This window comes from Amycolatopsis tolypomycina (assembly GCF_900105945.1).
Classification (GTDB): domain Bacteria; phylum Actinomycetota; class Actinomycetes; order Mycobacteriales; family Pseudonocardiaceae; genus Amycolatopsis; species Amycolatopsis tolypomycina.
Genome location: NZ_FNSO01000004.1, coordinates 1,245,013 through 1,268,234, shown reverse-complemented (window position 1 = coordinate 1,268,234; position 23,222 = coordinate 1,245,013). Strand labels below are relative to the sequence as shown.

At 71.8% G+C, this 23,222-nt stretch carries 15 protein-coding genes; 3 read left to right on the top strand and 12 right to left on the bottom strand.

Going from position 1 to position 23,222, the window contains the following annotated elements:
* Positions 1-60 precede the first annotated feature (60 nt).
* The 11 genes from glgB to BLW76_RS16485 form a co-directional block, all read right to left on the bottom strand.
* Positions 61-2,268, bottom strand: a complete 2,208-nt coding sequence (gene glgB, locus BLW76_RS16535) for a 1,4-alpha-glucan branching protein GlgB (RefSeq protein WP_091308103.1) — start codon at positions 2,266-2,268, stop codon at positions 61-63.
* A complete protein-coding gene (locus tag BLW76_RS16530) occupies positions 2,265-3,644 on the bottom strand; it encodes a maltokinase N-terminal cap-like domain-containing protein (RefSeq protein ID WP_091308101.1) in 1,380 nt (459 codons plus the stop codon). Before BLW76_RS16530 ends, glgB begins: the two co-directional genes overlap by 4 nt.
* Before the next feature lie 5 nt (positions 3,645-3,649).
* Positions 3,650-5,461, bottom strand: coding sequence for a maltose alpha-D-glucosyltransferase (gene treS, locus BLW76_RS16525; protein ID WP_091319472.1), 1,812 nt, complete (start codon positions 5,459-5,461; stop codon positions 3,650-3,652).
* A gap of 40 nt (positions 5,462-5,501) precedes the next feature.
* A complete protein-coding gene (locus BLW76_RS16520) occupies positions 5,502-7,484 on the bottom strand; it encodes a maltotransferase domain-containing protein (protein WP_091308099.1) in 1,983 nt (660 codons plus the stop codon).
* Between the two features lie 312 nt (positions 7,485-7,796).
* Positions 7,797-9,944 (bottom strand): glycogen debranching protein GlgX, encoded by a 2,148-nt coding sequence (glgX, locus tag BLW76_RS16515; RefSeq protein ID WP_091308097.1) that lies wholly within the window; start codon positions 9,942-9,944, stop codon positions 7,797-7,799.
* Between the two features lie 50 nt (positions 9,945-9,994).
* A complete protein-coding gene (gene treZ / locus BLW76_RS16510; protein WP_091308094.1) occupies positions 9,995-11,704 on the bottom strand; it encodes a malto-oligosyltrehalose trehalohydrolase in 1,710 nt (569 codons plus the stop codon).
* Positions 11,701-13,965: a malto-oligosyltrehalose synthase gene (gene treY / locus BLW76_RS16505; RefSeq protein ID WP_091308091.1), complete on the bottom strand. Its 2,265-nt coding sequence runs from the start codon at positions 13,963-13,965 to the stop codon at positions 11,701-11,703. The genes treZ and treY overlap by 4 nt, the downstream gene beginning before the upstream one ends.
* Positions 13,962-16,088: a glycogen debranching protein GlgX gene (gene glgX / locus BLW76_RS16500; RefSeq protein WP_091308088.1), complete on the bottom strand. Its 2,127-nt coding sequence runs from the start codon at positions 16,086-16,088 to the stop codon at positions 13,962-13,964. The genes treY and glgX (BLW76_RS16500) overlap by 4 nt, the downstream gene beginning before the upstream one ends.
* Positions 16,089-16,166: 78 nt before the next feature.
* Positions 16,167-18,149: a 4-alpha-glucanotransferase gene (gene malQ, locus BLW76_RS16495; RefSeq protein WP_167384979.1), complete on the bottom strand. Its 1,983-nt coding sequence runs from the start codon at positions 18,147-18,149 to the stop codon at positions 16,167-16,169.
* A gap of 58 nt (positions 18,150-18,207) precedes the next feature.
* Positions 18,208-18,402 (bottom strand): hypothetical protein, encoded by a 195-nt coding sequence (locus BLW76_RS16490; RefSeq protein WP_091308083.1) that lies wholly within the window; start codon positions 18,400-18,402, stop codon positions 18,208-18,210.
* Entirely contained in the window at positions 18,399-19,037 is a 639-nt protein-coding gene (locus tag BLW76_RS16485; RefSeq protein WP_091308080.1) for a hypothetical protein, read from the bottom strand. Before BLW76_RS16485 ends, BLW76_RS16490 begins: the two co-directional genes overlap by 4 nt.
* 109 nt (positions 19,038-19,146) lie before the next feature.
* On the opposite strand from BLW76_RS16485, the gene BLW76_RS16480 reads away from it, so the two are divergent.
* Genes BLW76_RS16480 through BLW76_RS16470 form a run of 3 tightly spaced genes read left to right on the top strand, consistent with a single transcriptional unit; the run spans position 19,147 to position 22,453 of the window.
* The gene (locus tag BLW76_RS16480) at positions 19,147-20,313 is read left to right on the top strand and encodes a sensor histidine kinase (RefSeq protein ID WP_091308078.1); all 1,167 of its coding nucleotides are present in this window, start codon (positions 19,147-19,149) and stop codon (positions 20,311-20,313) included.
* Positions 20,310-20,978 (top strand): response regulator, encoded by a 669-nt coding sequence (locus BLW76_RS16475; protein ID WP_091308077.1) that lies wholly within the window; start codon positions 20,310-20,312, stop codon positions 20,976-20,978. Before BLW76_RS16480 ends, BLW76_RS16475 begins: the two co-directional genes overlap by 4 nt.
* Positions 20,979-21,019: 41 nt before the next feature.
* Entirely contained in the window at positions 21,020-22,453 is a 1,434-nt protein-coding gene (locus BLW76_RS16470) for an amino acid permease (protein ID WP_091319469.1), read from the top strand.
* On the opposite strand, the gene BLW76_RS16465 is transcribed toward BLW76_RS16470, so the two are convergent.
* Positions 22,431-23,213, bottom strand: coding sequence for a DUF6885 family protein (locus BLW76_RS16465; protein WP_091308074.1), 783 nt, complete (start codon positions 23,211-23,213; stop codon positions 22,431-22,433). The genes BLW76_RS16470 and BLW76_RS16465 overlap by 23 nt on opposite strands.
* Positions 23,214-23,222: the final 9 nt, after the last annotated feature.

Here is a 23,222-nt window from a genome sequence, read left to right as displayed (position 1 = left end):
ATGGTAAGCCCGCAACGCCCCGGGCGGGGCGGCACTTTCACGTGAAAGTGCCGCCCTGGGTCACGAGAGTTCGGGGGTCGGTGGGGTTTCTTCGACCAGCCACAGCACGCCGGCCGGGGGCAGCTGGAGGACCGCGGACGCCGGCTGGCCGTGCCACGGTTCCTCGACGGCCTCCACCGCGCCCATGTTGCCGACGCCGGAGCCGCCGTAGGCCTCGGCGTCGGTGTTGACGACCTCCAGCCAGCGCCCCGCCGACGGCAGTCCCACCCGGTAGTCGTGGTGCGGGACCCCCGCGAAGTTGGCCACGCAGGCCAGGCGTGAGCCGTCGGCGCCGAGGCGCAGGAAGCTCAGCACGTTGCCGCTGGAGTCGTTCGCGTCGATCCAGGCGAAGCCGTCCGGCGAGGTGTCCTGGCTGTACAACGCCGGTGTCGAGCGGTAGATCGTGTTCAGCGAGCGCAGCAGCTCCCACACGCCGAGGTGCAGCGGCTCCTCCATCAGGTGCCAGTCGAGCGACCGCTGCTCCGACCACTCCCCCGGCTGGCCGAACTCGCCGCCCATGAACAGCAGCTGCTTGCCCGGGTGCGCCCACATGAACGCCAGCAGCGACCGCAGCCCGGCCGCCTTGTTCCAGGCGTCGCCCGGCATCCGGCCCCACAGCGATCCCTTGCCGTGCACCACTTCGTCGTGCGACAGCGGGAGCACGAAGTTCTCGCTCCACGCGTACACGAGCGAGAACGTCATCTCGTTGTGGTGGTACGCGCGGTGGATCGGCTCGTGCGACAGGTACCGGAGCGTGTCGTGCATCCAGCCCATGTTCCACTTGAAGCCGAAGCCGAGGCCGCCCAGGTGCGTCGGGCGCGTGACGCCCGGCCACGCCGTCGACTCCTCGGCCACCATCACGATGCCGGGGTGTCGCTTGTAGACGGTCGCGTTCAGCTCCTGCAGGAACCGCACCGCGTCGAGGTTTTCCCGCCCGCCGTACTGGTTGGGCAGCCACTCCCCTTCGTTGCGGGAGTAGTCCAAATACAACATCGACGCCACCGCGTCGACGCGCAGCCCGTCGAGGTGGAACTCCTCGATCCAGTACAGCGCGTTGGCGACCAGGAAGTTGCGGACCTCGTTGCGGCCGAAGTCGAACACGAGCGTGCCCCAGTCGGGCTGCTCGCCGCGCCGCGGGTCGGCGTGCTCGTACAGCGCGGTGCCGTCGAACTTCGCCAGCGCCCAGCTGTCCTTCGGGAAGTGCGCGGGCACCCAGTCGACCAGCACGCCGATCCCCCGCTGGTGCAGGCGGTCGACGAAGTAGCGGAAGTCGTCCGGGGAGCCGAAGCGGGACGTCGGCGCGTAGTACGACGTCACCTGGTAGCCCCACGAGCCGCCGAACGGGTGCTCCGACACCGGCAGCAGCTCGACGTGGGTGAAACCGGTTTCGACGAGGTAGTCGCCGAGCTGGTCGGCCAGCTCCCGGTAGTCGAGCCCGGGCCGCCACGAGCCGAGGTGGACCTCGTAGACGCTCATCGGCGCCGCGGCCCACTGCGTGGCTTCGCGCTGCGCGACCCACTCGTCGTCTTCCCACAAGTACGACGAGCGCGTGACGACCGACGCCGTCGCGGGCGGCTGCTCGGTGCCGAACGCCAGCGGGTCGGCCTTCTCGTGCCAGTTGCCGTCGGCGCCGAGGATCCGGAACTTGTAGCAGGTGCCCGCGCCGACGCCGGGCACGAACAGCTCCCAGACCCCGGACGAGCCGAGCGAGCGCATCGGGTGCCCGCGCCCGTCCCAGCCGTTGAAGTCGCCGATCACGCGGATGCCGCGGGCGTTCGGCGCCCACACCGCGAACGACGTCCCCTCGACGACGCCACCAGGAGTCTCGTACGACCGCACGTGCGCGCCGAGCGCTTCCCACAGCCGCTCGTGCCGGCCCTCGCCGATCAGGTGCAGGTCGAGCTCGCCCACCGTGGGCAGCCAGCGGTACGGGTCGTCGGCGGTCGTGGTGTGCCCGTCGTACTCGACCTCGAGGCGGTAGTCGCCGGGGTGCTCGGCCACGGCGACGGCGAACAGCGCGTCGATCACCGGCTCCATCGGGTACTTCTCCCCGCCGGCGCACAGCGTGACGGCTTTCGCGCCGGGCAGCAGCGCCCGGGCCGCGAAGCCCTTGCCGACGGCGTGCACGCCCAGCACCGAGTGCGGGTCGTGGTGGGAGCCGGCGAGCAGCCGGTCGATGTCCGCGGCCGCCGGGGCCGCGGCCGGGAGGCCTTCTCCAGCCGCGTTCACGGTGTCGTCCCTCCGCTGGTGATCCGGGCGATCGAGGCGAGCGGCACGCCCAGCCAGTCCGGCCGGTTCGCGTGTTCGTAGCCCACCTCGTAGACCGCCTTGTCGAGTTCGAAGGCGCGCAGCAGCTCGCCCTGGTCGCGCGGGTCGGCCGCGATCGCGGCGTACCCCTCGCAGAACGCCGTCCGGTTGCGCTCCGACCACTCGTGGGCGCGCTCGGCCAGCGCCGGGTCGTCCGGCTGGCCGACCAGCATCTGCTGGGCCGCGTAGTCGAACGACCTCAGCATGCCCGCGACGTCGCGCAACGGCGACCGGAGCGCGTGCCGCTCCTCCACCGGGGCCGCCGGCTCGCCCTCGAAGTCGATCAGCAGCCAGCCGCCGACGGTCCGCAGCACCTGGCCGAGGTGCAGGTCGCCGTGGATGTACTGCATGGCCACCGAGCCGGTGGGCAGCGTGCGCAGCTTCTCGTACGCCGCTCGCAGCTTCGGGGCGTGCTGGGCCAGCTCCGGGACCCGGCCGGCGATCGTGTCGAGCCGGTCGAGCATCGCCTTCGCCGACCGCTCGAGCTCGTCGGCGTCGACGGCCTCCGTGCCGAGTGCCTCGGCCAGGTCCGCGTGCACCTCGGCGACGGCCCGCCCGAGCCGCTCCGCCTCGCCGGCGAAGTCGCCGCCGACCTCCGCGGCGTGCAGTTCCGGTGCGGCCATCAGGTCGCGGACGCTGGTGGTGGCCATCGCCCAGCCGTCGACCGCGTCCGAGACGAACTGCTGGAGCATGCCGACGGTGGTCGGCTCGCCGTCGAGGTCGCCGGTGATCGAGCCGAGCACGGGCGCGATGTGCTTGCTGTCCACCGCCTGCAGCGCGCGGTGCAGCAGCAGGTCCTTGTTCTTGCCCGGGGTCAGCTTCCGGAACAGCTTGAGGATGTACTGCCCGGCGTAGACCAGGGAGGTGTTGCTCTGCTCGGAGGTGATCGGCCGGGCCCGCAGGCCGGTCTCCAGCTCCACCCCCGGCTCGTGCTCGAAGACCAGCGAGCCGACGGTCTCGTCGCGGGCCATCAGGTCCAGCAGCACACCGGTGACGTCCAGGTCACCGGACGCCTCGTAGGCGTTGAGGTCGCCGACGGCCCCGATCCAGCTGGTCGACGCGATCTCCGGCGGGTGCGTCCGCCGGCCCACCAGCAGCTGGTAGGGCTCGCGCCGGTCGTCCTGGGCGACCTCGACGACGACGTGCAGCAGCTGCGGGTCGCCGGACACCAGCTCGGTCACGCCGAGCGGCCGGACGCCGGTCACCGGCCGGTCCTTGCCGGCGAACCAGCGCTGTTCCGGCAGCCAGCGCTTCAGGTCGCCGGTCAGGTCGTCGACCAGCTCGCGCGGGTCGGACAAGGGACTCACCTCGCTTCGCCTTCGTCTCCCGTGCTCGTCAGCTGGAACCAGTAGAAGCCGTGCCCGGGCAGCGTCAGCAGGTACGACAGCTCGCCGATGCTCGGGAACCGCACGCCGCCGGTGAGCTCCACCGGCGTGCACCCGCGGTGCGCGGACAGGTCCAGTTCCACCGGCTGCGGGAACCGGGAGAGGTTGTTCACGCAGAGCACGACGTCCTCGCCGCCGTCCGGGCGCCGCCACTGGCGCTTGTAGGCCAGCACGCTCGGGTTGGACCCGCCGAGGTCGACGAACTCGCCCTCGGCGAACGCGTGGTGCTGCTTGCGCACCTCGATCATCCGGCGGGTCCAGTTGAGCAGCGAGGCGTCGTTGTTCGACTGCGCCTCGACGTTCAGGCCCTGGTAGCCGTACACCGGGTCCATGATCACCGGCAGGTAGATCCGGCCCGGGTCGCAGGAGGAGAACCCGGCGTTGCGGTCCGGGGTCCACTGCATGGGGGTGCGGACCGCGTCGCGGTCGCCGAGCCAGATGTTGTCTCCCATGCCTATCTCGTCACCGTAGTACAGAACGGGCGATCCCGGCAGGGACAGCAGCATCGCGGTGAACAGCTCCTGCTGGTTGCGGTCGTTGTCCAGCAGCGGCGCGAGCCGACGGCGGATGCCGATGTTGGCCTTCATGCGCGGGTCCTTGGCGTACTCCGCGTACATGTAGTCGCGCTCTTCGTCGGTGACCATCTCGAGGGTCAGCTCGTCGTGGTTGCGCAGGAAGATGCCCCACTGCGTGCCGCTGGGGATCTCCGGGGTCTGGTCGAGGATCTCCGAGATCGGGAACCGCGACTCGCGCCGCACCGCCATGAAGATCCGCGGCATCAGCGGGAAGTGGAACGCCATGTGGCACTCGTCGCCGCCGACGGCCGGGTCGCCGAAGTACTCGACGACGTCCGACGGCCACTGGTTGGCCTCGGCGAGCAGGATCCGGCCCGGGTACTCGTCGTCGACGACCTTGCGGCAGCGCTTGAGGAACTCGTGCGTGCGCGGCAGGTTCTCGCAGTTGGTGCCCTCCTGCTCGAACAGGTACGGCACGGCGTCCAGGCGGAAGCCGTCGATGCCCAGGTCGAGCCAGAACCGCAGGACGTCGATCATCGCGTTCTGGACGTCGACGTTCTCGTAGTTCAGGTCGGGCTGGTGGGAGAAGAACCGGTGCCAGTAGAACTGGCCGCGGACCGGGTCGTAGGTCCAGTTCGACGTCTCGGTGTCGACGAAGATGATCCGCGCGTCGGCGTAGCGGGAGTCGTCGTCGCTCCACACGTAGTAGTCGCCGTACGGGCCGTCGGGCTCGCTGCGGGACTGCTGGAACCACGGGTGCGCGTCCGAGGTGTGGTTGAGCACCAGGTCGGTGATCACCCGGATGCCGCGCCGGTGCGCCTCGTTGAGCAGGAAGACGAAGTCCTCGACGCTGCCGAACTCCGGCAGCACCGCGCGGAAGTCGCTGATGTCGTACCCGCCGTCGCGCAGCGGCGAGGCGTAGAACGGTGGCAGCCACAGGCAGTCGATGCCGAGCCAGGCCAGGTAGTCGAGTCTCCCGGCCAGGCCGCGCAGGTCGCCGGTGCCGTCGCCGTTGGAGTCGGCGAACGCGCGCACCAGCACTTCGTAGAACACCGCGCCCTTGAACCACGCCGGGTTGCTCGGCGCCTGCTGCGCCGACCGGAAGTCCCCGGCCTGCGGTTCCACGAGCATGCCGTCGGCGGTCATCGCCTCGCCGGTGTGCGGCACGCCCTCCAGCCCCGACAACGCCGCGTCGGGCCGGGCCTCATCCGCCATCTGTTCCACCTCAGTCCCTCGGATTCCTGTCCTTCCGTTCTCAGCCGGCCAGCCGTCGCCGCACCGACACCACGTGCGCGACCGCCCGCCAGGGCTCGAGCCGGACGAAGTTCGCCGGACCCCAGTCCCAGGTGTCACCGGTGACCTCGTCGTGCGCGATCAGCCGTTCGTGCGCTTCGAAGCCGAGCGCGCCGGTGTCGAGCCAGAGCGTGCCCTCCTGGGGCCCGTACGGGTCGAGGGTGACGACCGTGACCACGGTGTCGCCGGTGGCCGGGTCCTGTTTGGAGTAGGCCAGCAGCGCGTCGTTGTCGACGTGGTGGAAGTGCAGGGTGCGCATCTGCTGCAACGCGGGGTGCGCCTTGCGGACGGCGTTGAGCTTCGCCAGCCACAGCTCCAGCGACCGCCCTTCGGCGAGCGCGCGCTCGAAGTCGCGCGGGCGCAGCTGGTACTTCTCGGAGTCGAGGTACTCCTCGCTGCCTTCGCGGACCGGGACGTGCTCGAACAGCTCGTAGCCGGAGTAGACGCCCCACGTCGGCGAGATCGTCGCCGCGAGCGCGGCCCGCAGCGCGAACATGCCGGGGCCGCCGCGCTGCAGCGACTCGTGGAGGATGTCCGGGGTGTTGACGAACAGGTTCGGCCGGCCCTCGTTCCAGTGCTCGCGCAGGTCGATGGCGAAGTCGATCAGTTCCTGCTTGCCGGTGCGCCAGGTGAAGTACGTGTAGCTCTGGGTGAAGCCGAGCCGGGCCAGGCCCCACAGCCGCGCCGGGCGGGTGAACGCCTCGGCGAGGAACAGCACGTCCGGGTGGGCGTCCTTGACCGACTGGATCAGCCAGGCCCAGAAGTCCGGCGGCTTGGTGTGCGGGTTGTCGACCCGGAAGATCTTGACCCCGTGGTCGATCCAGACGGTGATGACCCGCAACATCTCTTCGTAGACGGCCTTGGGGTCGTTGTCGAAGTTGATCGGGTAGATGTCCTGGTACTTCTTCGGCGGGTTCTCCGCGTACGCGATCGAGCCGTCCGGGCGGGTGGTGAAGAACTCGGGGTGCTTGAGGACCCACGGGTGGTCGGGCGCGGCCTGCAGCGCGAAGTCGAGCGCCACCTCCATGCCGAGGTCCTCCGCCCGCGCGACGAACGCGTCGAAGTCCTCGAAGGTGCCCAGCTCGGGGTGGATCGAGTCGTGGCCGCCCTCGTCGGCGCCGATCGCCCACGGCGAGCCGACGTCCTCCGGCTTGGCGTCGAGGGTGTTGTTGGGTCCCTTGCGGTTCACTCGCCCGATCGGGTGAATCGGCGGGAGGTAGACGACGTCGAAGCCCATCTTCGCGACCCGGTCGAGCGCGGTCGCGGCGGTGGCGAACGTGCCGTGCACCGGCTTGCCCTCGGCGTCGAGGCCGCCGGTGGAGCGGGGGAACAGCTCGTACCACGAGCCGTACGCGGCGCGGCGGCGGTCGACCCACACCTTGTGCGGCTTGCCCTTGGTGATCAGCTCGCGCACCGGGAACTCGTGCATGACCTGGCGGACCTCGGGCGAGAGCGCGGGCCCGACGCGCTCGGCGAGGCTGCGTTCCTCGTCGCGCAGGGCCTTCACCGCACCGACCAGGAGCGCCTTCTCCCCCCGGCGGTCGGGGCGGCGGGAGACGCGCTCGATGAGCCGGGCGCCGTTCTCGAGGTCGTTGGCGAGGTCTTCGGGCCCCTGCCCGGCGGCGACCTTCACCTCGACGGCGTGTTCCCACGTCGCCCAGGGGTCGCCCCACGCGTCGATCCGGAACGTCCAGAGGCCGGTGGTGTCCGGGGCGATCACCGCGGCGAACTCGTCGGGGTGGTCGGGGCCGCGCGGCACCATCCGCGTCTGGCGGGTCAGCCGGTCTTCCGGACCACGCCACGCGACCGTGGCCGCGACGGCGTCGTGGCCCTCGCGCCAGACGGTCGCGAAGACCGGGATGTGTTCCCCCACAACGGCTTTGGCCGGATACCGGCCGCAGCTCACGCTGGGGGAGACGTCGTCGATGCCGAGCCGGCCGGTCATGGGCAACGCCCCTCGGTGTGTCGGTTGGACGCAGACGGCGACAGTCTGCCTGACTCGATCAAGCGCCCACGAGGCAGGGTTCTCTATCCCTGTACCCAAACCGGATCATCCGAAACGCTTTCGCCGCAACGAATTTCGAGCGGATGTCCGGCAGGTTACGCCCAGGCGCGCGCCGACACGCGAACCCGAACGGCCAACACCCGTACCCGAACGGACGATTCGCGTACCGCCGGAGACGTCATGAAAGAGTCGTTCATGACGCCGGACGTCATGAACGACTCTTTCATGACGTCCCGGCCCACCGCGTACCGGTCAGTAGGGTTCGGGGTGGGGTTCCGCCGCCAGGCGGGGGGCTCGCAGCAGGAGCAGGGAGCGGGACTGGAGCGTCAGGCGGCTCTTCGCTTCGAGCGGGCCCGGGTTGGCCGGGCTGCCGTCGGCGGTGCTCGTGTCCAGGGTCGGCTTGAACGTCTCGCCGTACTCGCGGCCCGGGAGGATCACCTCGGCCGGGGCGTCGCCCGCGTGCAGCCACAGCAGCCACGAGTGGTCCGGCACCAGCTCGCCCTCGCGGTTGCGGGCCTGGCTGTTCGAGCCGTCGATCCACATGCCGAGCGTGTGGCGGTCCTCGAACCAGTCGCTCTCGCCGAACTCCTCGCCGTCCGGGCGGAACCAGACCAGGTCGGGCTTGCCGGTCGGCGTGGTCCGGCCCTCGAAGAACTCCGGCTGCCGCAGCGCCGGGCTGTTCGCGCGCAGCCGCACCACCCGGCGGGCGAACGCCAGCATCGCTTCGGCCTCCGGGTCGTCCGGGGTCCAGTCGAACCACGACGTCTCGTCGTCGAGGCAGTACGCGTTGTTGTTGCCGCGCTGGGTGCGCCAGAACTCGTCGCCCATGGTCAGCATCGGGGTGCCGGTGGACAGCAGCAGCGTCGCGAACATGTTCCGGGCCTGCCGGGCCCGCAGCTCCCGGATCCCCGGGTCGGCGGTGTCGCCCTCGGCGCCGTGGTTCCACGAGCGGTTGTCGTTGGTGCCGTCGCGGTTGTCCTCGCCGTTGGCCTCGTTGTGCTTTTCGTTGTACGACACCAGGTCCCGCAGGGTGAAGCCGTCGTGCGCGGTGACGAAGTTGATCGACTGCCACGGCCGCCGCAGGTTGTGGTCGTACAGGTCGGACGAACCGGACAGCCGGTAAGCCAGGTCGCGGACGCCGGTCGCGCCGCGCCAGAAGTCGCGCACGGTGTCGCGGTAGCGGCCGTTCCACTCCGCCCACTGGGCGCCGAAGCCGCCGACGCGGTAGCCCTCGCCGGTCGCGTCCCACGGCTCGGCGATCAGCTTGCACCGCGAGAGCACCGGGTCGGTGGTGATCGCCGTCAGCAGCGTCGAGGCGTCGTCGAACGCGCCGCCGCGCGGCCGCCCGAGCGTGCTGGCGAGGTCGAACCGGAAGCCGTCGACGCCCATCTCCTGCGTCCAGTACCGCAGCGAGTCGGTGACCAGCCGGACCACGGTCGGCGAGCCCGCCTCCAGGGTGTTGCCGCAGCCGGTGATGTCGGCCATGTGCCCGCGGTCGGTGTGCAGGTAGTACACCGGCGCGTTCAGCCCGCGGAAGCTCAGCGTCGGCCCGTCCGGCCCGCCTTCGCAGGTGTGGTTGAACACGACGTCGAGGATCACCTCGATGCCCGCCGCGTGCAGGGCGGCCACCATCAGCCGGAACTCCTCGACCTCGTGGCCGGGTTCGCTGGCGTACCCGGCGTGCGGAGCGAAGAAGCCGAGCGGCGAGTAGCCCCAGTAGTTGTGCCGGCCGGCGCGCATCAGCGACGGCTCGTCGAGGAACGCGTGCACCGGCAGCAGCTCGACGGAGGTGACGCCGAGGCGGGTCAGGTACTCGATCGCGACCGGGTGGGCCAGGCCGAGGTAGGTGCCGCGCAGGGCCTCCGGGATGAACGGGTGCTGCCGGGTGAAGCCCTTGACGTGCAGTTCGTAGACCACCGCCTCCTCGAACGGCACCTCCGGCTTGATCCCGGTGTCCGGGCCGCCGGGCGAGGTGACCACCGACAGCGGCACGCTGCCCCGGGAGTCCACAGTGGACATCGGGCCGCGCTCGGGGTCGCCGGTGAAGCCCTGGGCCGCGGCCAGGTCGGTCAGGCCGCCGGTGATCTGCCGGGCGTACGGGTCGACCAGCAGCTTGTGCGGGTTGCAGCGCAGGCCGCGGGCCGGGTCGTACGGGCCGTGGATCCGGTAGCCGTAGCGCTGCCCCGGCGTCACCCCGGGCACCAGGCCGTGCCAGACGCCGAAGGTGCGTTCGGTCAGCGCGATCCGGCGTTCCGACCCGTCGGCGTCGATCAGGCACAGGTCGACGGCGTCCGCGACGGCGGACGTGATCGCGAACCGCACCCCGCCGGCCTCGGGGTGGGCTCCGAGCGGAAAGGGACGGCCGGCGAGGACGTGGTCGGCGGAGGGTCGTGTGGCCATTCCTGAATCGTCCCAGATCGGGGGTGCTTCGTGCGCGGTGTGCCGGGCGGTTACTTCGTCTCGACCAGCGCGAAACCGTCCGGCGGCAGCTGCGCGGCACCCCCGTCCACAGTGGCGTGCGCCCAGGTCAGCAGGGTTTCGGTGGCGCCGAGCGGGAGCGTGACCTGGCCGGCGCCGAAGTTGACCGCCAGCCGCAGCGTGCCGCGGTGCAGCACGAGCCAGGAACCGTCCGGCGCGGAGTCGATCCGCAGGTCGGCGACCCCCGGGTCGGCCAGCTCGGGCCGTTCGCGGCGCAGCCGGATCAACGCGCGGTAGAGCTCCAGCATGTCCCGGTGACCGGGACGCTCCGGCTCGGACCAGTCCAGCCGCGAGCGCTCGACGGTGGCCGGGTCCATCGGGTCCGGCACGTCCGACTCGCCCCAGCCGTGCCGGGAGAACTCGCGACGGCGGCCCGTGCGGACGGCCTCGGCCAGCTCCGGGTCCGGGAAGGACGCGAAGAACTGCCACGGCGTGCTCGCCGCCCACTCCTCCCCCATGAACACCATCGGCGTGTACGGCGAGCAGAACAGGATCGCCGCGCCGCAGGCCAGCCGGTCGCGCGAGACCGTCGCCGACAGCCGGTCGCCGGTGGCGCGGTTGCCGATCTGGTCGTGGTTCTGCAGGTAGCCGAGGAAGCGGTGGCCGGGCACGGTCCGCGTGTCGACCGGGCGGCCGTGCGTCCGCTCCCGGAACGACGACCACGTGTTCGCGTGGAAGAACACTTCGCGCAGCACCCGCTCGAGGGCGTCCGGCGCGGCGAAGTCCGTGTAGTACCCGGTCGTCTCGCCGGTGAGCTTGACGTGCAGGGCGTGGTGCAGGTCGTCCGACCACTGCGCGTGCAGGCCGTAGCCGCCGCGTTCGCGGGGCGTGACGAGCCGCGGGTCGTTGAGGTCGGACTCGGCGATCAGGGTCAGCGGCCGGTTGAGCGCCGCCGACAGCGCGTCGACCTCGGTGGCGAGCTGTTCGAGCAGGTGGACCGCGCGCCGGTCGAGCAGCGCGTGCACGGCGTCGAGGCGCAGGGCGTCGAGGTGGAAGTCGCGGAACCAGCTCAGCGCGTTGTCGATCACGTACCGGCGGACCTCGTCGGAGCCGGGACCGTCGAGGTTGAGGCCCGGCCCCCAGTCGTTCTGCCCGGCGAAGTACGGCCCGAACTTGTCGAGGTAGGCACCCGACGGGCCGAGGTGGTTGTAGACGACGTCGAGCACGACGGCCAGGCCGCGCGCGTGGGCCGCGTCGACGAACCGCTTGAGGCCGTCCGGGCCGCCGTAGGGCTCGTGGACCGCGCCCCAGAGAACGCCGTCGTAGCCCCAGCCCGCGGTCCCGTCGAAGGAGTTCACCGGCAGCAGCTCGACGTGCGTGATGCCGAGGTCGACGAGGTGGTCGAGCCGCTCGATGGCCGCGTCGAAGGTGCCGCCCTCGGTGAAGGTGCCGATGTGCAGCTCGTAGAGGACGGCGCCGGGCAGCTGCCGCCCGGTCCAGGCGTCGTCGGTCCAGGCGAACTCGGCGTGGTCGTAGACGCGCGACTCGGCGTGGACGCCGTGCGGCTGCCACCGCGACCGCGGGTCGGGCAGCGGCTTCTCGTCGTCCAGCAGGAAGGCGTAGTTGACGCCGTCGGCCTCGGCGTGCCACCAGCCGCCGTCACCCTCGGTCATCTCGTGCACGCCCGCGTCGACGCTCACCCGGACCCGGCGGGCCGCCGGGGCCCACACGCTGAACTTCATGCGTCTCCTCGCACCAGCAACGCGACGGGGTAACGGTCGAACAGGGCGGCCAGGTCGCTGGTGACCTCGCGCCCGGTCAGGACGTCGGTCCAGACGCCGTCCGGCAGCGGCAGCACGGTGTCGCGCCAGCCGCCGCCGGCTTCGAGGCCGACGGGCAGCCGGGTCACCGCGACGGCCAGATCGGCGCTGCGGGTGTAGGCCAGGCAGTGAGCGGCAGCCGGGCCCTCGGCCCGCAGCGGTCGGTAGCCGCGGAACAACGCGGGGTGCTCCTGGCGCAGCTTCAGCGCCCTATGCACCACCAGCAGCTTCGCCGCGCCGGACGCGTCGATCTCCGGCAGCTCGCCGTCGAGGATCCGGGCCAGGATTTCGCGCCGGACCGCGTAGTCGACCGGGCGGCGGTTGTCCGGGTCGACCAGCGAGAAGTCCCACAGCTCGGTGCCCTGGTAGACGTCCGGGACGCCGGGCGCGGTCAGCTGGACGAGCTTCTGGCCGAGCGAGTTGCTCCAGCCCGGTCGCTCGATCCGCGCGACGAACGCGGCCACGTCGGGGTCGTTCACGACGACGTCGGGCCAGGCGGCGACGGCGGCCTCGAAGGCCTCGTCGTGGTCGGTCCAGCTGGTCCGGAGCTTGGCTTCCTTGGCCGCCTTGTCGAGGTAGTCCCGCAGCCGGGCCGGCTCGATCGGCCAGGTGGACACCAGCGTCTGCCAGGCGAGCAGGTTGAGCGACGGCTCGTCGATGCCGTGGCGCGCGCTCCACCGCCGGACCGCGTCGGCGAACTCGCCGGGCAGTTCCGCCAGCACGGCCATCCGGGCGCGGGTGTCCTCGGACCGCTTGGTGTCGTGCGTGGTCAGCGTCGTCATCGCGGCCGGGTACCCGGCTTCGCGCTCGGCGGCCAGCCGGTGGAACTCCTCGACGTCGAGCCCGAAGCGGTCGGGGTTGCCGCCGACCTCGTTGAGCGCCGCGAAGCGGGTGTAGCGGTAGAACGTGGTGTCCTCGGTGCCCTTGGCCACGACCATGCCGGAGGTCTGCTGGATCCGGGTGGCCAGCTCGCCGTCCGGCTCGGCGCGGACCTGCGCGTCCAGGGCGGCGAGCGCCTCGGCGAGGTCGGGCCGGGCCTGGCGGGCGCCTTCGATCGCGACGGCCCAGTGCGCCGCGCCCTCGGGCAGGTACGAGCGGTAGACGGGGAAGGCGATCATCGTCTCGGCGACGGCCGCGCGCGCCGCCTCGGGGTCGACGTCCCGCAGCAGCGCGGCGATCCGCCGGACCTCGGCGACCAGGATGCGGTCGGTGACCAGCCGCCGGGCCTCGGCCTCCACGCGGTGGTAGCCGGTCTTCACGCCCAGCTCGTTCGCCAGCGCGGTGAAGTCGGGTTCGCCCGCCGGGTCGACGAAGACGCCGGCGATCTCGCGCAGGGCGTCGTAGCCGGTGGTGCCGTCGACCGGCCAGCTCTGCGGCAGCGGCTCGCCCGGGTGCAGGATCTTCTCGGCCACGATCCACGCGTTCGGCGCGTTCGCGCGCAGCCGCCGGAAGTAGCCACCGGGGTCGGCGAGGCCGTCCGGGTGGTCGACGCGCAGGCCGGTGACGTCGCCGTCGGCGACCCAGCGCAGCACCTCGCCGTGCGTCGCGGCGAACACCTTCGGGTCCTCGACGCGGACCGCGGCGAGGTTGGTGATGTCGAAGAACCGGCGGTAGGTCAGCTCGGCGTTGCCGCGGCGCCAGCCGAACAAGCGGTAGTGCTGGCGCTCGTGGACCTCTTGCGGCGTCCCGGATTCCGTGCCGGGGGCGAGCGGGAAGCGGTGGTCGTAGTAGACCAGTTCGTCGCCTTCGACGGTCAGCTCGGCGACAGCGTCGTCGTCGCCGAGGACGGGCAGCAGGAGCGGGCCGCGGTCCCAGTCGATGTCGAAGTAGGAGGCGTACTCCGAGTCGCGGCCGTGCTTCAGGACGTCCCACCACCAGCGGTTCGCCTTCGGCACCTCGACCGACATGTGGTTCGGCACGATGTCGACCACCAGGCCCAGCCCGAGCTCCTTGAGCAGCGCGGACAGCTCCTGGCGCGCCCCTTCGCCGCCGAGCGCGGGCCGCGCGCGGGTCGGGTCGACGACGTCGTAGCCGTGCGTCGAACCCGGCGCCGCGTCCAGCACCGGCGACGCGTACAGCGCCCCGATGCCCAGGTCACGCAGGTAGCCGGCGATGCCGGCCGCGTCGGCGAAGGTGAACTCCGGGCGCAGCTGCACCCGGTAGGTCGACTCCGGGACCGTCATGCGGATTCCGTCTCCGTCCGTTGCAGCACGATCAGGGACCGGGCGGGGAGGGTGAGCCGGCCGCCGCCTTCGATCGGCTTGGCGTCGGCGGGTTCGACCTCGCCGGTCGCGGTGTCGACCACGACGGTCCAGCTCTCCCCGTAGCCGTTGCCCGGGAGCGTGGTGTCGATGTCCTCGTAGTGGGCGTTGAAGGCGAGCAGGAACGAGTCGTCCTCGACCTTCATGCCGCGCTGGTCGAGGTCGGGGATCGCCTTGCCGTTGAGGAAGACGACGACCGCCTTGCCGAAGCCGTCGTCCCAGTTCTGCTCGGTCATCTCCTCGCCGGCCGGGGTGAACCAGGCGATGTCGCCGAGCTTCTCGCCCTTGCCGACCGGCCCGCCCTGGAAGAACCGGCGGCGGCGGAACACCGGGTGCCGGTGCCGGAACGCGCCCAGCCCGCCGGTGAACTTGACCAGGTCGGCGTTCTCCTTCGCCAGTTCCCAGTCCATCCAGGACAGTTCCGAGTCCTGGCAGTAGACATTGTTGTTGCCCCGCTGGGTGCGGCCGAACTCGTCGCCGTGCAGGAGCATCGGCACGCCCTGGGACAGCATCAGCGTCGCGAGCATGTTGCGCTGCTGCCGGACGCGCAGGTTCAGGACCTCGGGGTCGTCGGTCTCGCCCTCGACGCCGCAGTTCCACGACCGGTTGTCGTCGGCGCCGTCGCGGCCGTCCTCGCCGTTGGCCTCGTTGTGCTTTTCGTTGTAGGACACCAGGTCCCGCAGCGTGAAGCCGTCGTGCGCGGTGACGAAGTTGATCGACGCGAACGGGCGGCGGCCGTCGTCCTGGTAGAGGTCCGACGAGCCGGTGATCCGGCTCGCGAACTCCCCCAGCGTCGACGGCTCGCCGCGCCAGAAGTCGCGCACGGTGTCGCGGAACTGCCCGTTCCACTCCGTCCACAGCGGCGGGAAGTTGCCGACCTGGTAGCCGCCGGGGCCGACGTCCCACGGCTCGGCGATCAGCTTCACCTGGCTGACGATCGGGTCCTGCTGCACGAGGTCGAAGAACGTCGACAGCCGGTCGACGTCGTAGAACTCGCGCGCCAGCGCCGAGGCGAGGTCGAACCGGAAGCCGTCGACGTGCATCTCCGTCACCCAGTAGCGCAGCGAATCCATGATCAGCTGCAGGGTGTGCGGGTTGCGCACGTTCAGCGAGTTCCCGGTGCCGGTGTAGTCCATGTAGTACTCGGGCTCCCCCTCGACCAGGCGGTAGTAGGCCTCGTTGTCGATGCCGCGCATCGACAGGGTCGGCCCGAGGTGGTTGCCCTCGGCGGTGTGGTTGTAAACCACGTCGAGGATGACTTCGATCCCGGCTTCGTGGAGGGCCTTGACCATGCCCTTGAACTCCTGGACCTGACCGCCCTCGCCGGGCATCGCCGCGTAGGAGTCGTGCGGCGCGAAGTACCCGATCGTGTTGTAGCCCCAGTAGTTCGTCAGCCCCTTTTCGGCGAGGCCGTGGTCGGTGACGAACTGGTGCACCGGCAGCAGCTCGACCGCGGTCACACCGAGTTTCTGCAGGTGCTCGACGACGGCGGGGTGCGCGAGGCCGGCGTACGTGCCCCGCAGCGCTTCGGGCACGAACGGGTGATGCACGGTCATGCCCTTGACGTGGGCCTCGTAGATGACCGTCTCGTTGTACGGCCGCTTCGGCTGCCGGTCGTTGCCCCAGTCGAAGAACGGGTTCGCCACCAGCGAATACGGCACGTGGCCCGCGGAGTCGTCGTCGTTGCGCTCGGCCGGGTTGGCGAACTGGTAGCCGAACAGCGACTCGTCCCACTTCACGCCGTGCGAGACGGCCTTCGCGTACGGGTCGATGAGCAGCTTGTTCGGGTTGCAGCGCAGGCCGCGCTTCGGGTCGTACGGGCCGTGCACGCGGAAGCCGTAGCGCTGCCCGGGGCCGACGTTGAGCAGGTAGCCGTGGTGGACGAAGCCGTCGACCTCTTCGAGCGCGTAGCGGGTCTCCTTGCCCTCGGCGTCGAACAGGCACAGTTCGACGCGCTCGGCCACCTCGGAGAACAGGGCGAAGTTCGTCCCGACTCCGTCGTAGGTGGCGCCGAGCGGGTAGGGCGTTCCGGGCCAGGGCCGCACTGGATCTCTCCTCGAGCTTGGGTCGTGCCGGTGACGTATCACCGGGGGTCGCGCGCGACGGGTTGGTCGTTACCGTCGTTACCGGGGCAGCGGCCGGGCCGCAGCCAGCGGTGCGACCGCGGCGCGGACCCCCTTCGCGGTGAAGAAGCCGTCAACGCTGACGGGCAGGCGAATCCGCCAGTTAGGGTACTGGTCGACCGTTCCGGGCAGATTCGGCTGCCGCACCTGGCCCGCCACGTCGGCCGGCGACGTCAGCACGAGCCGCGACGCCGCCTTCGCCAGCAGCGTGTGCAGCGCGACGACCGGGTCGTCGTCCGGAATCCCTTCCCGCGCAACGAGTTCCAGCAGTGCCTTGCGCTCCTCGGCGGCGGTTCGTTCTTCGGCTTCCACCCCCCGGTCCAGCAGCCCCAGCTCGGCCCGGACCCGGACGTGCTCGCTCTTCAGCCAGCCCTCGACGGTCGGCAGGTCGTGCGTGGAGATGCTGGCCATGGCGTCCGGGTCCCAGCTCTCGGGCGGGGTGAACGGCCGGCCGGGTACGTCCCAGTCGCGTTCGAACCACAGCACGGCCGAGCTGAGCATCCCCCGTTCGTGCAAGGTGTCGGTGACGACCTCCTCGACCGTGCCGAGGTCCTCCCCCACGACGACGGCGCCGGCCCGGTGCGCTTCGAGCGCGAGCACGCCGACCATCGCTTCGGCGTCGTAGTGGACGTACGTGCCGCGGTGCGCGGGCTCGCCCGGCGGGATCCACCACAGCCGCCACAGGCCGGCGATGTGGTCGACCCGGATGCCGTCGGCGAAGCGCAGGACGCCCCGGATGACGTCCCGGAACGGCGCGTACCCGGCCTCGGCCAGCTTGTCCGGCCGCCACGGCGGCAGGTTCCAGTCCTGTCCCTGCTGGTTGAAGGCGTCGGGCGGCGCGCCGACCCGCACGTCGGCGGCGAAGACGTCGTTGAGCGCCCAGGTGTCGGCACCGCCGGGGTGCACGCCGACGGGCAGGTCGTGCACGATCCCGACGGTCATCCCGGCCTCGCGCGCGGCCGTCCGCGCGGCTTCGAGCTGAACCCGGCAGAGGTGCTGCAGCCACGCGTGGAAGGCAACGCGCTCCTTCAGCTCCTCGCGCGCCCTCGCCGTCGCGGGGCCCGCGGGGTCGCGCAGTTCTTCGGGCCAGTCCCGCCAGTCCGCGCCGTGCTGTTCGGCGAGGGCGCAGAAGAGGGCGAAGGCCGTGAGATCGTCGTCTTCGGGCACCGCTTCGACGCGGTGCGGCCACAGCAGTTCGAGGGCGGCCCGCTTCGCGGTCCAGACGGCGTCGTAGTCGATCAGCTCGCCTTCGCGGTCCGGAGCCAGCGACTCGACGGCGGCCTGGGTGGCGGCGTCGGCTTCCCGGAAGGTCTCGGTCGCGGTGACGCGCAGGTAGACGGGGTTGGCGAACCGCCGGCTCGCCGGGGAGTACGGCGACCGTTCGATCGGGTGCGCGGGGCTGATGGCCTGCACCGGGTTGACCAGCACGACGCCGGCGTCCAGCTCGGCGGCGGACCGGGCGGCGAAGGTGGCGAGGTCGGCGTAGTCGCCGATGCCCCACGAGCCGGCCGAGTGCAGGGAGTAGAGCTGCAGCATCCACCCCCAGGCGGGCCGGACCTCCGGCAGCTTCGCCGGCACGACGGCGAGGGTGACGTCCTGCTCGGCGGTGACCAGCCGGTGCCAGCCGAGCGGCAGGTCCGCCGGCAGTTCCCCGCCGACCCGCCGCCGCGTCCCGTCTTCGAGGACGACCTCGGCATCGACGCCGAGCGTCCGGCCGGTGCCTTCCCGCACGACGACGGTCGGCGGCAGGGCGGCCGGGGCTGCCCGCGCGGCGGCGAGGGCGGCGGCGATGGCCTCGTCACTGGTGGCATCGACGCCGAACTGGCCGAGGACGGCGATGACCACCTCGTCGTCGACGTCGACCCAGACCCGGTCGGCGTTCTCGTACCGGGTGGCGACACCGTGGGAGGCGGCGAGCTCGTGCAGGGCGGGGATCTGTTCGGGCACGGGACCAGCATTCCGGTGCCGGGCGGTTCCCGCCATCCGCACGGCCGACGTCACCCCGGCGGCGGGAGCGACCCCCAGCCGCCCCCGCGGCCCGTCACCCCCGGCGCTTCCGGGTTCCGGTGAGCACCGCCACCCCCAGGAGCACCATCACCACGCTCGCCACCACGTGCAGCGCCGGCGGCAGCACGTGCAACTGGACGAACCAGCTCGGCGAATGCGCACCCAGCAGCCGGTTGAGCAGCCCGCCACCGCCCTGCACCACCAGCAGGATCCCGATCAGCTCGATCACCGCCGCACCTCCTCACGCTCGCCGAACAGCTCCTGCCACACCGGGCCGGCGAACAGCCAGATCACCGTCACGGTGCCCAGCCGCGAGAACCAGCCCCACAGCGGCGCCACGCGCTCCGGGTCGCCGATCGCGAAGATCGCCACCAGCAGGGCCACCGCGGCGAGCCCGCAGGCCAGCAGGCACTTCCCCCACTCGCGCCACTCGTACCGCGTCCGCTCCCGCCCCTGCCGCTTCGGCGGTGGCGGCGGCCCGCTGTGACAACCGGGGCTGCGCCCCGGGCCGGGGGCTCCGCCACCCGGAACCCCCGACAAGCGGCCGGCGAACCGGTGCGCGAACCGCTCATCAGCCCACCGGACCATGCTCGGCCCGAACACGACGCTGAAGCCCAGGTACACCGCGGCGAGGCCGTGCGTGAACCCCGGCTTGCCCCCGTTGGCCAGGTCGAGCACGGTCGCCACCAGCACCACGACGTCGACCAGCGGCACCATGGCCAGCACCACCGCCGACGCGCGCCGCGCGCGCAGCACGTACCGCACCGCCAGCCCCGCCGCGATGAACACCCAGAACCCGATCTCGCCCGCCGCGATGACGGCGGCCATCGGGTTCTCCGCGAAGAACTTCCCGATCTCTTCCACCCCGTCACGCTCCCGCGCCCGGGCCCCCGGGCGCGTCCGCGGACGGACGGACCGGGTGTCATCACTTCGTAGGACGCGGGCCCGGCGCGCGGTGTGCTGGGATGATCAGGTGCCGCTCCCCCGCCTGCGCTCGCTCCCGGTGTGGCAGCAGGACGGCCTGATCGCGCTGGCCACCTGGCTGCTCGGGTTCCTCGTCTACACGACCGGCGTCCACGGGATCGTGACGGGGTACGACCACGCCCCGCTGGCGGTGCGGCTGCTGGAGCTGACCGCGCTGTGCGGGCTCGAGCTGCTCCGGCGGCGGGTGCCCCTCGCGGTCGTCCTGGCCACGGCGGTGCTCGCGGTGGACGTCTGGCTCAGCCCGTCGCTGCCGGTGCTGATCATCTACACCGACTTCCTGTACGCGGCGACGCTCTACGGCTCCCGCCGCACCAGCCGGGTGATGATCGGCCTCGCCGCGTTCTCGGTGGTGGGCGTGCTCGCCGCGGTGCTCCTGGTCGCGCAGGAGTGGCGGGCGGCGGTGCTGGCCGCGATCGCCGTGCTGCCGTTCGTCATCACGCCGGTGTGGTGGGCGGCGAACGTCCGCCAGCAACGCGACGTCGCCGAGGCCGAGCGCGCCAACGCCGCCCAGCTGGCGAAGATCGCGGAACTCGACCGGCGGGCGGCGGTCGCCGCCGAGCGCGGGCGGATGGCCCGCGACCTGCACGACGTGATCGCCGGGCACCTCTCGGCCATCGCCATCCAATCGGAGGCGGCGCTGTCGCTGCCGGACCCGAAACTGGCGAAGGCCGTGCTGGAATCGGTGCGGGAAAACAGTGTCAGCGCCCTGGAGGAGATGCGCGCGATGATCGGGCTGCTCAAGGCCGACGGCGGCGAAGCGGAGACGACCGCGCCCGCCCGGCTCGCCGACCTGGCCAAGCTGGTGGAGTCGGCCAGGGCCAGCGGGCTGGAGGTGCACGTCGAGTCCACTGTGGACTCCCGGGTGCCGCTGCCGGCGGCGGTCGACCTGACGGCGTACCGGATCGCGCAGGAGGCGCTGACCAACGCCGCGAAGCACGCCCCGGGCGGCCGGGTGGACGTCGCCGTCCACTGCGGCGGCGGGGTCCTCGCGGTCGAGGTCCGCAACGACGTCCGCACCCCGCGGCCCGCCCCGGGCCGCGGAACGGGCCTGCTGAACATGCGCGAGCGCGCCGACGCGGTGGGCGGCGACCTCACCGCGGGCCCGGCGGGCGACGGCTGGCTGGTCCGCGCCGAGCTCCCGGTCGGAAACCGATGACTGTCCGAGTCCTGGTCGCCGACGACCACAGCGCCATCCGGTTCGGCCTCACCACCATCCTCGGCCACGCCGAGGGCATCGAGGTCGTCGGCGAGGCCGCCGACGGTGCCGCCGCCATCCGGCAGGCGCGGGCGCTGCGGCCGGACGTCACCCTGATGGACGTCCGGATGCCGGGCACCGACGGCATCGCCGCCACCCGCGAACTGGTGTCCGCGGGACTCACCCAGGTGCTCGTGCTGACCACGTTCGACCTCGACGAGTACGTGCACGGCGCGCTGCGGGCCGGAGCCGCCGGCTTCCTGCTCAAATCGGTCGAAGCGCCCCGGCTGATCGAAGCCGTCAAGCTCGTCGCTGCCGGCGACGGCGTGCTGGCCCCGCAGGTCACCCGGCGGCTGATCACCGCATTCGCCGCGTCGGCCCCGGCACAGCTCCCGCTCCCGCACGGCCTCGGCGACCTCACCGACCGCGAGCGCGAGGTGCTCGGCTGCCTCGGCGAGGGCCTGTCCAACGCCCAGATCGGGTCCCGGCTGCACATCGGCGAGGCGACGGTGAAGACGCACGTCTCGCGCGTCCTGGCCAAACTCGACCTGCGCTCCCGCGTGCAGGCCGCGATCCTCGCCCAGGAGACCGGCATCACCGGCGCCGATCTGCGGAAAGACCCGTGACCTTTTAACTTCTCTCCATGGGTGAGCGGCGAACGCTGAACGTGGACGAGGTCCTGGAACGCCAGGAGTCCGGTGACCTCAAGCGCCGGCTGCGCGGGCGCGATCTGGTCGGAATGGGTGTCGGGATCATCATCGGCACCGGCATCTTCACCTTGGCCGGCGTCGAGGCGAAGACCCACGCGGGGCCCGCGGTGACGCTGTCGTTCGTGCTCGGCGCGGTCGTCGCCGGGCTCGCGGCGCTGTGCTACGCCGAACTCTCCTCCAGCGTCCCGACGGCGGGAAGCGCTTACACCTACGCCTTCGCCACCCTCGGCGAGGTGTTCGCCTGGATCATCGGCTGGGACCTGCTGCTGGAGTTCGCCCTCGGCGCCGCCGTGGTGTCGCGCGGCTGGTCGGGGTACCTGGCGAACCTGCTCGGACTGTCGCCGGAGTGGTTCGGCGAGGACGCGAAGGTCAACATCGGCGCGGTGCTGATCATCGCCGTGCTGACCGTGGTCGCCGTGCGGGGCATCAAGGAGTCGGCCTGGGTGACCAACCTGCTGGTCTGCGTGAAGGTCGCGGTCTGCGTGCTGGTGCTCGCGGTCGGCCTGTTCTACGTCAAGGGCGCGAACCTGACGCCGTTCATCCCGCCGGCGAAGGCACCCGAAGCCGGCACGACGGTGCTGGAGCAGCCGGTGGTCCAGGCGGCGCTGGGGCTGGAGCAGTCGGTCTACGGCCTGGCCGGCATGATCACCGCGGCCGCCGTGGTGTTCTTCGCCTACACCGGCTTCGAAGCGCTCGCGAACCTCGGCGAGGAGACGCTGAACCCGCGCAAGGACCTGCGCGTCGGCATCCTCGGCGCGCTGGGTGTCTGCGCCCTGCTCTACATCAGCGTCTCGATCGTGCTGACCGGCATGGTCCCGTTCACCGACATCGACACGGGCGCGCCGCTGGCCGACGCGTTCGACCGGGTCGGCCAGCACTGGGTGGGCGCGCTGATCTCGCTCGGCGCGGTCACCGGGCTGACGTCGGTGATGATGGTCGAGCTGGTCACGATCGGGCGAATCGGCTTCGCGATGGGCCGCGACGGCCTGCTGCCGAAGGCGCTCGGCACCGCGCACCCGCGCTGGGGCACCCCGCACCGGATGACGATCGGCGGCGCGGCACTGATCGCCGTGCTGGCCGCGTTCGTCCCGATTTCCGAGCTGGCCGACATGGTGAGCATCGGCGCGCTGTCGGCGATGATCATCGTCGCCGTGGCGGTCCCGGTGCTGCGCCGCCGCCGTCCCGACCTCGATCGGCCGTTCAAGGTGCCGTTCTCCCCGGTGATCCCGGTCGTGGCCGCGCTGGCGTGCCTGTACCTGATGCTCAACCTGAACGTGCTGACGTGGATCCGGTTCGCCGCGTGGCTGGCGATCGGCCTGGTGATCTACTTCACCTACGGCCGCCGCCATTCCCGCTTCGCGACGCCGGTCAGTCCCAGTAGGACGGAGTGAGCCCGGCGTCGCGCGCCGCCCGGCGCACCACGGCCGCCTGATCGGCGTCGACCACGACGAGGACGCCGAGCCCGGCCAGCGCCGCCGTCACCCATTCGACCGGCTGGTCGTGGCGGCCATTGTCACCGAGCGACGGGTAGGTGTCCACAACGGACAGCAGGGTGCCCTCGGCGCCGATGCGGATCCCCACCAGGAGCACGAAGTGACCGCCGGGCGGCCGCCAGCGGGACGTCCACAGTGGAGGGACGCCGGTGTCGAGGTAGTCGAGCAGCGCGCGTTCCGGGGTGTCGTGCGCGCCGAGTTCGGCGGCGTCGACCCGGGCCAGCACCGCCACGCGCGGGACGTCCCACAGGCCGACGAGCAGGTCGAACAGCGTCTCGGTGGTCCACTCCCCCGTCACCGGCACGGCCGCGAGGGCGCCCCGCGACAGCGAGCCGACGGCCGTCGCCAGGCCGGAGACCCGGGTGCCTGCCGCGGCCGGGTCGTCGACCACCGGCAGCGGCAGCCGGAACCCGCGGCGGCCCGGCTCACCCGGCGGGCGCACGACCGGGCCCCGGACCGTGCCCGCGGCCGCCGCGACGGCGTCCTGGTCGGCCACGTCGAGCCCGGCCGCCCGCAGCGCGGCGAGCCCGCAGAACGCCGCGGCCAGGCCGTCCTTCTGGGGCAGTTCCGCCTGGGCCACCGCGGTCAGCCGGGCTCCGCCGGGCAGCCACCGCACCCCGGACAGGTCGAGCTGTCCGCCGTCGATCCCCGAAGTCATCGGTCCCCT

Excerpts from the sequence above, each read along its gene's own strand:
- BLW76_RS16520 (WP_091308099.1), bottom strand. The coding sequence starts at position 7,484 with ATGACCGGCCGGCTCGGCATCGACGACGTCTCCCCCAGCGTGAGCTGC.
- BLW76_RS16465 (WP_091308074.1), bottom strand. The coding sequence starts at position 23,213 with ATGACTTCGGGGATCGACGGCGGACAGCTCGACCTGTCCGGGGTGCGG.
- glgX (WP_091308097.1), bottom strand. The coding sequence starts at position 9,944 with ATGGCCACACGACCCTCCGCCGACCACGTCCTCGCCGGCCGTCCCTTT.
- treZ (WP_091308094.1), bottom strand. The coding sequence starts at position 11,704 with ATGAAGTTCAGCGTGTGGGCCCCGGCGGCCCGCCGGGTCCGGGTGAGC.
- malQ (WP_167384979.1), bottom strand. The coding sequence starts at position 18,149 with ATGGCGGGAACCGCCCGGCACCGGAATGCTGGTCCCGTGCCCGAACAG.
- treY (WP_091308091.1), bottom strand. The coding sequence starts at position 13,965 with ATGACGGTCCCGGAGTCGACCTACCGGGTGCAGCTGCGCCCGGAGTTC.
- BLW76_RS16475 (WP_091308077.1), top strand. The coding sequence starts at position 20,310 with ATGACTGTCCGAGTCCTGGTCGCCGACGACCACAGCGCCATCCGGTTC.
- treS (WP_091319472.1), bottom strand. The coding sequence starts at position 5,461 with ATGGCGGATGAGGCCCGGCCCGACGCGGCGTTGTCGGGGCTGGAGGGC.